Genomic DNA, 13,950 nt, shown 5'->3' with positions numbered 1-13,950 from the left:
GCGTGTTTCGCACAGGATAGGACAGAACCGGGAACGTGCGCAGCGAGGAAAAAGGCCGCGACACCGTGCGACGTTGCCGTCGCCGCATGGCGTCGCGTTCAGGCACATCAGTAACCGCTCAGAACTTCCACAGGATGTTGCCGAGTATCGCGTTGTCGCGCACGCCGCTGCCGTACTGGCCGCTGTACGTGAGGCCGAGTGTCAGGCGCTTCGTGATGTTCGCGTCGATGCCGGCCTCGAGCACGGCGCTGTCGCGAGCAATCGGCACGCCCGATACCTGGAACGACGTGCCGCCGTTCGCGAACGTGAACGCCGATGACGGCGTCACGTTGCCGAACGCATGCCGCCAGCCGACCGTCCCGCGTGCGGTGAACGTGCCGCTCGCGATCGAGCCGAGCTGCGACGCCGCGCGCACGCCGAGGGTCGAGAAGCCGACGTGCGTCGTCTCGCCGCCGGCGCGCAGCGCGGCCGCGCCACCGGTTTCCGTATAGCCGTCGGTGTGCAGGTTCACATACGCGAGGCCCGCGAACGGTTCGATCGCCACGGGCCCGACCGGCAGCGCGTAGCCGACTTCGCCGAACACCTGCGCCGAATTCGCGTCGTAGCCGGCCGAATCATGATCGGAGAAGCCCGCGAAGCCCGGCGAACGGTCGCTGTTGATCCGGTACCACGTGTACGACGCGCCGCCGCGCACGCCGAGCGCGCCGTACTGCGCGCCGCCGTACAGCGACAGGTAGTAGCTGTTCACCGACGCCGACGAACTCTGGTCATTGTCGAGCGAGCTGTGCGTGACACCCGCGGCCAGGCCCGCTCGCCACTTGTCGTTGAGCGCCATGTCGGCACCGGCGATGAAGCCCGTCATGCTGCGGTTGACCGTCGACGCGTTGCCGTCGCCGGTGAGCCGGCTGCGGCCGCCGAACGCCTGCCCCCAGACGACCGGCTGGTAAGGCGTGCCGCCGTAGCAGCCGTCGCGCGAGCCGATCCGGCGTTCCGGCGGCAGCGTCGGGTCGACCGCGCCGGCCGTGTTGTCGCCGCACAAGGCCGCGCCCCCCGACGACAGCGCCGCGAGCGGGCCCGATCCCGGCGCGAGGCCCTGGCGGACACGATCGGTCACCGCGTCGCGCACATAGCGGCTGTCGAGCAGCAGCATGCTCTTCAGGCTCGCCTGCAGTTCACCGTCGAGCAGCCCGTAGGCGCGGCGTGCGGTCGTCGCATCGGTCGTCACCACGGCGTCGTACAGCGGGTTGCCGGCGCCGAGCCCGCCGAGCGCGCCCGCGACCGAGCGCTGGTTCGGCGTCGTCGCGACATCGGGAAACGCGGTACCGTTCGAGACCAGCCGCAGGTACACGTGATCCGGATCGTAGCTGAGCGTCGGCGCGAGGAACGCGTAGTTCGCATTCACCTGGCTGAACGTGCCCTGCACGCCCGACCCTGCGGAAAGGATCGTATAGGTCGTGCTCGGCTGGTAGCCGCTCTGGTTCGCCAGCACCTGCACGGTGCCGCCGTTCAGCGTCGCCGTGCCGCTTGCCGCGAGACTGCCGCTTTGCTGCGGCGAGGCCGCGACCTGGAACGTCGAGCCCGGCTGGAACGTGACGTTGCCGCCCACGTTCAGCGCCGCGCCCGGCTGCGACGCGGCCGCCGTCGCGCCGCCCTGCACCACGAGGCCGCCGATCGTGCCGGTGCCCGTGACCGTCGCACCGTTCTGCACGGTCACGGTCGACTGTCCGAGCGAACCGTTCACGGCGAGCGTGCCCGCGCTGACCGTGGTCGGGCCGCTCAGCGTGCTGGCGCCCGTCAGCGTCAGTTGCCCGCTGCCGGCCTGCGTGAGCGAACCGGTGCCGGACAGCACGCTTGCAATCGTCACGTTGCCGGATTGGTTGACGATCAGCGCGCCGTTGTCGACGACATTGCCGGCGATGCTGCCCGACGTGCCGCCGTTGCCGAGTTGCAGCGCGCCGCCGGCCGCGATCGTGGTGCCGCCCGTATACGTGTTCGCGCCCGTCAGCGTCTGGATGCCGGTGCCGGCGATCGTCACGCCGCCCGTGCCGCCGATCGTCCCGCCGAACGTGCCGTTGCCGCTGCCGTTCAACGTCAACGCATTGGCGCCGAGATTGACGGTCGCGCCGGCCGCGCCGTTCAACGTACCGATCGTCTGCGCGCCTGTCGCGCCGCTCGCATCGAACGTCGCCCCCGCGCCCGCGAGATTCACCGCGCCCGTCGACGCGAGGCTGCCGCCCGCGCCAAGTGCCAGCGTGCTGCCGCCGTTGATCGTCGTGCCGCCCGTGTAGGTGTTCGCGCCCGTCAGTGTCTGCGTGCCGGTGCCGGCGAACGTCACGCCGCCCGCGCCGCCGATCGCGCCACCGAACGTGCCGTTGCCGCTGCCGTTCAGCGTGAGCGCATTCGTGCCGAGGGTCACGTTCGTGCCGGCGCCGCCGTTCAGCGCACCAATCGTCTGTGCGCCCGTCGCGCCGCTCACGTTGAACGTCGCCCCCGTGCCGGCCAGATTCACCGTGCTGCCCGACGCGAGGCTGCCGCCCGCACCGAGCGCCAGCGTGCTGCCGCCGTTGATGGTCGTGCCGCCCGTGTAGGTGTTCGCGCCCGTCAGCGTTTGCGTGCCGGCGCCCGCGAACGTCACGCTGCCGGTGCCGCCGATCGCGCCGCCGAACGTGTTGTTGCCGCTGCCGTTCAGCGTGAGCCCATTCGCGCCGAGGTTCACGTTCGTGCCGGTGCCGCCGGACAGCGTGCCGAGCGTCTGCGCGCCCGATGCGCCGCTCAGGTTGAGCATTGCGCCCGTGCCGGCCAGATTCACTGCGCTACCCGACGCGAGGCTGCCGCCCGCGCCGAGCGCCAGCGTGCTTCCACCGTTGATCGTCGTGCCGCCCGTGTACGTGTTCGCCCCCGTCAGCGTCTGTGTGCCGGCGCCCGCGAACGTCACGCTGCCGGTGCCGCCGATCGCGCCGCCGAACGTCCCGCCGCTTCCGTTCAACGTCAGTGCGTTGCCGCCGAGGTTCACGTTCGTGCCGCCCGCGCCGTTCAACGCACCGAGTGTCTGCGCACCCGTCGCGCCGCTCACGTCGAACGTCGCCCCCGTGCCGGCCAGGTTCACCGTGCTGCCCGACGCGAGGCTGCCGCCCGCACTCAATGCCAGCGTGCTGCCACCGTTGATCGTCGTACCGCCCGTGTAGGTATTCGCGCCCGTCAGCGTCTGCGTGCCGGCGCCCGCGAACGTCACGCTGCCGGTGCCGCCGATCGCGCCGCCGAACGTGTTGTTGCCGCTGCCGTTCAGCGTGAGTCCATTCGCGCCGAGGTTCACGTTCGTGCCTGCGCCGCCGGACAGCGTGCCGAGCGTCTGCGTGCCCGATGCGCCGCTCAGGTTGAGCGTTGCGCCCGTGCCGGCCAGATTCACCGCGCTGCCCGACGCGAGACTGCCGCCCGCGCCGAGCGCCAGCGTGCTGCCGCCGTTGATGGTCGTGCCGCCCGTGTACGTGTTCGCCCCCGTCAGCGTCTGCGTACCGGTACCCGCGAACGTCACGCTGCCGGTGCCGCCGATCACGCCGCCGAACGTGCCGTTGGTGCTGCCGTTCAACGTCAGCGCATTGGCGCCCAGGTTCACGCTCGTGCCGCCGATGCCGCTCAGCGTGCCGAGTATCTGCGGGCCCGATGCGCCGCTCAGGTTGAACGTCGCGCCCGTGCCGGCCAGGTTCACCGTGCTACCCGTCGCGAGGCTGCCGCCCGCGCCCAACGCGAGCGTGCTGCCGGCATCGATCGTCGTGCCGCCCGTGTAGGTATTCGCACCCGTCAGCGTCTGCGTGCCGGTGCCCGCGAACGTCACCCCCCCGGTGCCGCCGATCGCACCACCGAACGTGCCGCTGGCAGTCCCGCTCAACGTCAACCCGTTCGCGCCCAGATCCACGTTCGTATTGGCCGCGCCATTCAACGCACCGATCGTCTGCGTGCCCGATGCGCCGCTCAGGTTGAACGTCGCGCCCGCGCCGGCGAGATTCACCGCGCCGCCCGACGTGAGGCTGCCGCCCGCACCCAGCGCCACCGTGCTGCCACCGTTGATCGTCGTACCGCCCGTGTAGGTATTCGCACCCGTCAGCGTCTGCGTGCCGGTACCCGCGAACGTCACGCTGCCGGTGCCACCGATCACGCCGCCGAACGTGCCGTTGGTGCTGCCGTTCAACGTCAGCGCATTCGCGCCCAGGTTCACGCTCGTGCCGTCGATACCGCTCAGCGTGCCGATCGCCTGCGGGCCTGATGCGCCGCTCAGGTTGAACGTCGCACCCGTGCCGGCGAGATTCACCGCACTGCCCGATGCGAGGCTGCCGCCCGCGCCCAACGCCAGTGTGCTGCCGCCGTTGATGGTCGTGCCGCCCGTATAGGTGTTCGCACCCATAAGCGTCTGCGTGCCGGTGCCCGCGAACGTCACGCTGCCGGTGCCGCCGATCACGCCGCCGAACGTGCCGCTGGCGGTGCCGCTCAGCGTCAGCCCGTTCGCGCCCAGATCCACGTTCGTACTGGCCGCGCCATTCAACGCGCCGATCGTCTGCGCGCCCGATGCGCCGCTCAGGTTGAACGTCGCGCCCGCACCGGCGAGATTCACTGCGCCGCCCGACGCGAGGCTGCCGCCCGCACCCAGCGCCAGCGTGCTGCCACCGTTGATCGTCGTGCCACCCGTGTACGTATTGGCGCCCGTCAGCGTCTGCGTGCCGGTACCCGCGAACGTTACGCTACCGGCGCCGCCGATCACGCCGCCGAACGTGCCATTGGTGCTGCCGTTCAACGTCAACGCATTCGCACCGAGATTCACGTTCGTGCCGGCCACCCCGGTCAGCGCGCCGATCGCCTGCGGGCCCGATGCGCCGCTCAGGTTGAACGTCGCGCCCGTGCCGGCGAGGTTCACCGTACCCGTCGACGCGAGACTGCCGCCCGCGCCGAGCGCCAGCGTGCTGCCGCCGTTGATCGTCGTGCCGCCCGTGTACGTGTTCGTACCGGACAGCGTTTGCGTGCCCGTGCCGGCCACGGTCAGGCCGCCGGTGCCGCCGATCGTGCCGCCGAAATTGCCGCTGGCGGTTCCGCTCAGCGTCAGGCCGTTCGCGCCGAGGCTCACGGCCGAGCCGGCGACGCCGCTCAGCGCGCCGATCGTCTGTGCGCCCGTCGCGCCGCTCAGGTCGAGCGTCGCGCCCGCACCGGCCACGTTCACCGCGCCCGTCGCCGCCAGGCTGCCGCCGGCACCGAGCGCCAGCGTGCCCGCGTTGATCGTCGTGCCCCCCGTGTAGTTGGCCGCGCTCGTCAGCGTCGTCGTCGCCGCGCCGTTCTTCACGAGGGCACCCGCGCCGGTGATGTCGCCGTTCAACGTGAGCGCGTTGCTGCCGCCGAGCGTCAGCGTCGCGCCGGTGCCGAGATTGACCGCGTTGTTGACCGACAGGCTCGCGCTCGTGTCGAGCGTCGCCGCGCCGCCGACGTTCAGCGCGCCGCCGCCGAGCGCCCCGTTGTTGCCGAGCACCAGGCCGCCGCTGTTCAGGTTCGTGCCGCCCGTATAGACGTTCGCGCCCGTCAGGGTCTGCGTGCCGGTACCGGCCAGCGTCAGGCTGCCGGTGCCGCCGATCACGCCGCTGAAGGTGCCGCTGGCGGTCCCGCCCAGCGTCAGCCCGTTGCCGCCCATGTTGACGGCCGTCCCCGCGACACCCGACAGCGCACCGATCGTCTGGGCGCTGGTCGCCGCGCCCAGGTCGAGCGCCGCGCCCGCGCCTGCCAGGTTCACCGCGCCCGTCGCCGCCAGGCTGCCGCCGGCGCCCACCGCCAGCGTGCCCGCGTTGATCGTCGTGCCGCCCGTGTAGGTGTTCGCACCCGTCAGCGTCGTGGTCGCCGGGCCGTTCTTCACGAGACCGCCCGCGCCGGAAATGCCGCCGCTCAACGCGAGCGCATTGCTGCCGCCCAGCGTCAGCGTCGAACCGTTGCCGAGACTGACCGCGTTGGCGACCGACACGTTCGTGTTCGTGTCGAGCGTTGCCGCGCCCGCGACGTTCACCGCGCCGGTACCGAGCGCGCTGTTGTTGCCGAGTACCACGCTGCTGCCGCCGCTCAGGTTCGTGCCGCCCGAGTAGGTGCTCGCGCCGTTCAGCGTCTGCGTGCCGGTGCCGGCCAGCGTCAGGCTGCCGGTGCCGCCGATCGCACCGCTGAAGGTGCCGCTGGCGGTTCCGCCCAGCGTCAGCGCGTTACCGCCCAGCGCGACGTTCGTCCCGGCGACACCGGACAGCGCACCGATCGACTGCGCACCGGTCGCGGCGCTCACGTCGAGCGTCGCACCCGCACCGGCCAGGTTCACCGCGCCCGTCGCCGCAAGGCTGCCGCCCCCGCTGATCGCCAGCGTGCCCGCGTTGATCGTCGTGCCGCCCGTGTAGGTGTTCGCGGCCGTCAACGTCGTGGTCGCCGCGCCGTCCTTCACGAGCCCGCCCGCGCCGGCGATGCCGCCGTTCAGCGTGAGGGCATTGCTGCCGCCCAGTGTCAGAGTCGAACCGGTGTTGAGGTTGACGGCGTTGTTGACCGACAGGTTCGTGCTCGTATCGAGCGTCGCCGCGCCGCCGACGGTCAGCGCGCCCGTGCCGAGCGCCGCATTGTTGCCGAGCACCAGGCCGCCTGCGTTCAGGGTCGTGCCGCCGGCGTAGTTGTTTGCGCCGGACAGCGTCACGGTCGCCGCGCCGTTCTTCACGAGACCGCCGCCACCCGAGACCGTGCCGTTTAGGCCGAGATTCGTGCTGCCGCCGAGTGTCAGCGTCGTGCCGGTGGCGATGTTGACACCGTTCGCGAGCGATACGTTAGTGATCGCGTCGAGCGTCGACGAGCCGTTCACGTTCACCGCGCCGAGGCCGAGCGCCGTATTGCTGCCGACGGAGAGGTTGCCGCCGTTCAGGTTCGTTCCGCCCGTGTACACGTTGGCGCCGGTCAACGTCTGCGTGCCCGTGCCCGACAGCGTCACGCCGCCCGTGCCGCCGATCGTGCCCGCGTACGTCGCATTGCCGCTGCCGTTCAACGTCAGCGAATTGCCGCCGAGGTTCACGGCCGAGCCGGCCGCGCCCGCCAGCGCGCCGACCGTCTGCGTGCCCGACGCGTTGCTCAGGTCGAACGTCGCGCCCGCGCTGCTCAGGTTCACCGTGCCGGATGCCGCGAGGCTGCCGCCGGCACCCAGCTCGAGCGTGCCGCTGTTGATCGTCGTGTCGCCGGTGTAGGTGTTCGTGCCCGTCAGCGTCAGCGTTGCCGCACCGTTCTTCACGAGGCCGCCGTTGCCGTTGATGGAGCCGGCCAGTCCGAGATTGTTGCTGCCGCCGACCGTCAGCGTCGTGCCCGTGGCGAGATTGACGGTGTTGTTGAGCGTCGCGTTCGTGCTCGAGTCGAGCGTGGCCGAGCCGTTGACGTTCAGCGCACCGGTGCCGAGCGCCCCGTTGTTGCCGACCACGAGGCCGCCTGCGTTCAGGTTCGTGCCGCCCGTGTAGTTGTTCGCGCCGGACAGCGTCAGCGTGCCGCTGTCGTTCTTCGTCAGCGCGCCGCCGCCCGATACCGTGCCCGATAGCGTAAGCCCGGTCGAACCCTGCACCGTCAGGCCGCCCGCGCCGAGGCTCACGTTGTTGCTGACGTTGAGCCCGGCCGCACCCGCCTGCAGGGCACCGCCGGTGGCCGTGATCGTGCCGGTGCCGAGCGACGCGTTGTCGTTGATGATCGCCACGCCGCCCGCGAGCGTCGCGTCCTGCGCGGTCGACGCGCCGTTGATCGTCCAGTTGCCGCTCTGGACATCGACGTGATTGAAGTTGATGTAGTTGTTGGCCGCGATCGTGCCGTTCGCGCTCGCCCCCTGTTGCAGCTTGAGCGTGTTGTCACCGCCCGCGCCGCCGTCGACCGTGCCCGTCGCCGCGATACCGAGCGTGATCGGGCCGACCGTGATGTTCAGAGCGCCCCCGGTGCCGCCCGCCGTGTTGACCGACGAGCCCGTCACGGCGGTGAACGCGTTCGTGCTGTTCGCGCCCATTGACACGCTGCCGTTGATCGTGCCCGAGTTGACGAACGTATTGCCCGCCCCGGGCGTGCCGTTCGAACCGAGCGACACGCGGCCGGTGATCGTCCCGCTGTTCGTCATGTTGACCGTGGCGCCGCCGTACGCGGCGACCACGGGCGCATCCGCGCCGGTGAGGGTCGCGCCGACCAGCGGGTTCGAGCCGATCGTGCCGGTGTTGTTGATCGTCGACGTGCCGCCCGTGCCGTTCTGAACCGACAGCGCCATGCCCGTCACGCCGCTGATCGCCACGCCGGTCGAGCCGTTCATCGTGCCGTTGTTGATGACGGTGGTGCCGGCGCTCGCCGCCGCGTTGCCGATCACCGTGCCGCTCGACAGCACGCCGAGGCCGGTGCCGAGCGCCGACGGGTCGATCGTGCCGTTGTTGGTCAGTTGGGTGTTGTTGCCCGTCAGCGACATCGCGGTGCCACCGACGCCGAGCAGCACGCCAACGCTCGCGCCGGCGTTGACGGTGGCATGAACGTTGTTCGCGTTGTTCGAATAGTTCGGCGCCAGCGGGTTGGCGACCCCGGAGCAGGTCACCGTCGTGCCCGCGGTGGTACAGGTCGCATAGGCGGGCACGATACCGGCGCCGGACAGCGCCAGGAAAACACCCGTCGGCAACAGCAATTTCGGAAACGGTTCGCCGGATTTTTTCGAACGCGCAAGATTCATGCTTTCCCTCGTCATGTTATTGGAATTGGCATTACCGTGAAATCGAACAGCCGGCCGCAGAAAATCGCGGACAAAAGCGTACCCCCCGGCTGTCGCGATGCGACGCCGGCTAATTCATGGACGAATCTTTAATTGGCCCTGGCAGGCAGGCGTGAAACTAGTCGAATGACATGTCGGTGGCCCCTGTTTTTCTGCAGCGATTTTCTGGTTGATTTGATTACCGCCCTGCTTTTGTCAGACAAGGCTAGTTCAAAAAAACAGGCTTTTCCAGTCGATCTTTACCCTTGCATATCAGGGGTGCAGCGAGCGCGTATTTTTTACTTATCGGGGCGCTTCAGACAGGCAATTTCGTATGCCGCTTGCCCGCTAATTTGATATTTATCAAAAAATACGGAAATCAATCGCATCGGTGAAAATACCGATATCGGCGCGATTATCACGATGATTTATTGCAACGCAATATCCGCACGCCCGAAAAATATCGACACGAGATAATCCCCCGCGCCGTCATTTGTCAGACAAAAGGAAGGCAAATCCGACATTTAGCCGATCCTTTGGATTTCCGTCGCGTATCGGTCGAACACCATCCCCGTTACGAAAACAGGCTCATCAGATAAAGCATCGGCCGGAACGAAACCGGCCGCGCATCGGGGTTCACCCACAGCCGCGCCGCATACACCGCATACGCCGGCACTTCGCGCCAGCTCGAATAGACGTCGCGCAACTGGAAACGGCGCGGATACGCGGCGGAGATGTCCGCCCGCGCGATGCCGACGCGCTCGAACGCGAGGCGCGCCCGCGCGAGGTGGTAATACTGGCTGACGATCACCACACGCGACACGCGATGCGCCTGCAGATAGGCGAGCGTGTGCTGCGCGGTCGCGAGTGTGTTGTCGCCCTGATCGTCGACCGCGATCCGGTCGGCCGGCACGCCGCGCGCCACGAGATAGTCGCGCATCGCGGTCGCCTCGTTCAGCCCGGGGCCGTCGATCGCGCCGCTGACGAGGAACGCCGGGCACTGCCCCGTGCGGTAGCAGCGCACGCCCACGTCGAGCCGGGCGGCGAGCACGGGCTTCGGCGCGCCGGCCTCGTCGAGCGCGTTGCCGAAGATCACGGCGACGTCGGCCGGCTCGCTCGGCATCCGCATCCCGGACGCGACGAGCGCAACGGCCGCGACGATCCAGAGGCACGCGACGACGGCCAGCAGGCGGCCCAGGCGGGCAAACACGCCCCGTTTGGTGTGGTTTTTCAAGGTTTCGGTCTCTCAGGTCGTCGGGCGTAGCGGCTTGCCCCGCCCCGGACGGGCGCGTCACGCTAGCACGATGCGCGTTCGGGTGTCCACGCAACGGACCGATGCCGGACGGCGGACGGCCTTCCCGAAAGTCGACCGGAGACAGCTACCCGGCGAGGCGGGTAAGCAATACGGAGATCGAATGGATGCGCATGCGCGCGCCGCTCGGCGACGCCCGGCCGGCACGACCCGGATCAGTCGACCTGGCACATCGTGAGCCGCCCCATCGCCTCGCCCGCGCCGCGCACCGCGCAGGTGGCCGGCTCGTCGGCGATCCGGGCGACGAGCCCCGTCTCGTCGTACAGCAGGCGTTCGAAATCCGCGAGCAGCGCGCCGCCGCCCGTCAGCACCACGCCGCGATTCGCGATGTCGGTCACGAGCTCGGCCGGCGCGTTCTCCAGCACCGACTTCACCGCGCCGATCACCTGCTTGAGCGGCGCGGCCAGCGCGTCCGCGACGTCGTGGTTGGACAGTTCGATCGAGCGCGGCAGCCCGTCGCCGACACCCCGCCCGACCGCGCGCGTCGACCGGCGCGGCACCGCGCTGGTGGCCGAGCCGATCGTCTGCTTCACGTGTTCGGCCGTCTGTTCGCCGAGCAGCACGCCATACAGGTTGCGCACATGGTTGACGATCGCTGCGTCGAACTGGTTGCCGCCCACGCGAATCGCCTCGCGGTAGACGATGCCGCCGAGCGCGATCACCGCGACTTCGGTCGTCCCGCCGCCGATATCGACGACCATCGAGCCGACCGGCTCGGTCACCGGCAGGCCCGCGCCGAGCCCGGCCGCGAGCGATTCCTCGATCAGTTCGACCTCCGACACACCCGCGGCAAACGCGGCCTCGCGGAGCGCGCGGCGCTCGACGGCCGTCGCGTCGGACGGCACGCACAACGTGACTTCGACGCGACGGCCGAAGCGCGAACGCGTGCGCGACATGTCGATGAAGCTGCGGATCATCTGCTCGGCCGCGTGCGCGTCGGCGATCACGCCGTGCCGCATCGGCCGCACGGCTTCGAGATGCCCTGGTTCACGGCCGAGCAGCGCCTTCGCGAGCTCGCCGACGGCCTCGAGCGTCGGCCGGGCGTCGGTCGCACCGGCACCGGCCTTGCGGAAGCAGACAACCGACGGCTGGTTCAGCACCACGCCGCGTTCGTGCGTATAAATCCGCGTACTCGCCGTTCCAGGGTCGATCGCAACGGGTTGCGCAAACAACTTTCCGAACAGCGGTGTCGACATATCAAACCTTTGTAATCGAACGGACCAGGGCAGCCGCGCTGCATTTCGCGGCGCGTCCATGCCGCCCCATCACGAACTTAGCGGCAAATCGTTCCGATACTTTAGGCAATTCCGATGATTTTTTCGCGAAACAATTGTCAAAAGTGCCGACCAGGACACCTCCGGCTACGCAACAGCCTCTCGCATTGCGCCTGTAAAACACGGTAATCTCTCGGTCTTGCCTGCTCCCGGCAGGCCTCAGACGCCCGATCACGCCAGGTATTTCCTCCATGACAGCGACCGTTTCCTTCCGCTGGGCGCGGGTGCGCCCGCTTTGCACGACGCTCGTCGCCTTCTGGTGCTGCACGGTCGCCGCGCAACCGCTGCCGGCAGCCGACTCCGCCGCCGCCCCGGTCGCTGCCGCCAGCGCGCCGGCTGCCACGCCCGCCGCATCCGGGCACACCTGCGAAGCCGACGGCGGCCCGGCCGGCCGCCCGTCGATCGGCCTCGTGCTGTCCGGCGGCGGCGCGCGCGGCTACGCGCACCTCGGGGTCCTGAAGGTACTGGAAGACAACCGCATCCCGATCGACTGCATCGCGGGCACCAGCATGGGCGCCGTGGTCGGCGGCCTGTACGCGAGCGGCATGGCTGCCGACGAGATGCAGAAGCGGCTGTCGGAGGTCAACCTCGCGGACATCGCATTCGACGTGACGGAGCGCGCGGACCTGCCGCAAACCAGCCGGGAGGACGAGCGCCTGTACATCAACGGGCTGACGCTCGGCTTCGGCAAGAAAGGCGTGAAGGTGCCGGTCGGCCTCGTGCAGGGCAACCGGCTGCAGGCGCTGCTCGCGAACTGGACGGCCGCCGTGCCGACCAACCAGCCGTTCGACCGCCTGCCGATCCCGTACCGCGCGGTCGCGACCGACCTGCAGACGGGCCAGATGGTGGTGCTCGACCGCGGCTCGCTGCCGCTCGCGATCCGCGCGAGCATGGCGATGCCGGGCCTGTTCGCGCCGGCCGAGATCAACGGGCGTGCGCTCGTGGACGGCGGGCTCGTCAGCAACCTGCCCGTCGACACCGCGCGGCAGATGGGCGCGAACGTCGTGATCGCGGTCGACATCGGCTCGCAACTGCGTCCGCTCGACGCGCTCGCGTCGCCGGCCGACGTGATGCAGCAGATGGTCGGCATCCTGATCCGCCAGAACGTGACCGCGCAGCGCAAGCAGCTCGACACGCAGGACGTGCTGCTCACGCCGGACCTCGGCTCGCTCGCGTTCACCGATTTCCAGAACGCGAAGCAGGCGATCGCCGCAGGCGCCGCCGCCGCGACCGCGGCGCTGCCGAAGCTGAAGCGCTTCGCGCTCACGCCGGAACAGTACGCGGCCTACCAGTCCGCGCACGCGCAGCCGCTGCCGCCGCCGATCCGGATCACGCGCATCGACATCAAGACCACCGGCGGCGTGCCGAAGCAGGTCGTCAGCAACGCGCTGCACGTGAAACCGGGCGACACCTACGATCCGAACACGGTCAGCCAGGATCTGCTCGGGCTCACGACCGGCGGCAACTTCGAGAGCGTCACGCAGCAGATCGTGAGCCACGGCGACGAAAACGTGCTCGAGATCGATGCCCGCGAGAAATACTGGGGGCCGAATTTCCTGCTGTTCGGGCTCGGCATGTCGAGCAGTTCGACCGATGAGGGCGGCTTCCGCCTGCACGTCGGCTACCGGCGGCCGTGGCTCACCGAATCCGGGCTCGAATTCCGCGCGGACACGACGATCGGCAGCGACCTGCAATCGGCGCGCATCGAGTTCCGCCAGCCGCTGTCAATGGCCTACGGTGTCTATCTGTCGCCGTACGCGGAATACCAGCGCCGCTACGCGAACCTGTACGACGACACCGGCGACGTGAAGATCACGCAGTACCTGATGCAGACCGCGCGCGCCGGGCTCGATCTCGGCCTGCCGATCGGGCGCCTCGGCGATTTCCGGATCGGCCTCGGTTATGTGACCGGGCACGGCTCGCCGACCTACAACGTGCCGTTCGACGACGGCAGCGGCCGGTCGCTGCTGTGGCCGAGCTTCACGTCGCAGGCGCTGACCGCGCGCGCGCGGCTCGTCATCGACCAGCTCGACGATCCGCTGTTCCCGCGCAAGGGCTATTTCACCGAACTGCGTATCGAACGCTCGCTGGTGTCGCGCAACGGGGGCTCGGCGTCGGACTTCGACGACAGCATCAACAGCGCGCCGTACACCGAGATCTACGGCAAGGCGATGGTCGCGCAGCAGTTCGGCCGGCACAGCGTCAGCGCGACGATCGAAGGCGGCAAGAGCATCGGCGGCACCAACCTGATCAACGCGTTCAATTTCACGCTCGGCGGCTTCCAGCATCTGTCCGCGTATGCGGCCGACCAGCTGAACGGCAACGAGCTCGCGTATGCGCAGGTGACCTACATGAACCAGCTGATGACGTTCAACGCATCTCCGATCAAGGCGCTGTCGGTGGGCGCCAGCGCGGAAGTCGGCAACGTCTGGTCGAGCGGCCAGCAGATCGGCGGCGGTGCGCTCAAGCAGAGCTATACGTTCTTCACGAGCCTGTCGACCGCGTTCGGGCCCGTGTACATCGGCGTCGCGCTCGCGCCCGGCGGCCGCCGCAACTTCTACCTGCAGCTCGGCCGTACCTACTGAGCATGCGCGGCTGCCGCTTCGGCGGCTGCCGCGTCT

General features: G+C 69.3%; 4 protein-coding genes. 1 reads left to right on the top strand and 3 read right to left on the bottom strand.

Annotated features, from left to right (window positions below):
* Nucleotides 1-118: 118 nt before the first annotated feature.
* The 3 genes from CFB45_RS19635 to CFB45_RS19625 all read right to left on the bottom strand — a co-directional run bounded on the left by CFB45_RS19635 (nt 119) and on the right by CFB45_RS19625 (nt 11,251).
* On the bottom strand, nt 119-8,725 hold the full coding sequence (locus CFB45_RS19635; protein WP_089426973.1) for an autotransporter-associated beta strand repeat-containing protein: 8,607 nt from the start codon (nt 8,723-8,725) through the stop codon (nt 119-121).
* A 592-nt stretch (nt 8,726-9,317) separates the two neighbouring features.
* Entirely contained in the window at nt 9,318-9,977 is a 660-nt protein-coding gene (locus CFB45_RS19630) for a YdcF family protein (RefSeq protein ID WP_089426972.1), read from the bottom strand.
* 233 nt (nt 9,978-10,210) lie between these two features.
* Entirely contained in the window at nt 10,211-11,251 is a 1,041-nt protein-coding gene (locus CFB45_RS19625; RefSeq protein ID WP_089426971.1) for a rod shape-determining protein, read from the bottom strand.
* Between the two features lie 269 nt (nt 11,252-11,520).
* Here CFB45_RS19625 and CFB45_RS19620 point away from each other — a divergent pair, with 269 nt between their 5' ends.
* A complete protein-coding gene (locus CFB45_RS19620; protein WP_089426970.1) occupies nt 11,521-13,914 on the top strand; it encodes a patatin-like phospholipase family protein in 2,394 nt (797 codons plus the stop codon).
* Nucleotides 13,915-13,950 lie beyond the last annotated feature (36 nt).

The sequence above is a fragment of the Burkholderia sp. HI2500 genome (assembly GCF_002223055.1).
Taxonomy (GTDB): domain Bacteria; phylum Pseudomonadota; class Gammaproteobacteria; order Burkholderiales; family Burkholderiaceae; genus Burkholderia.
Note: the sequence above shows the minus strand (reverse complement) of the source record. Positions and strands in the feature narration are given on the sequence as shown.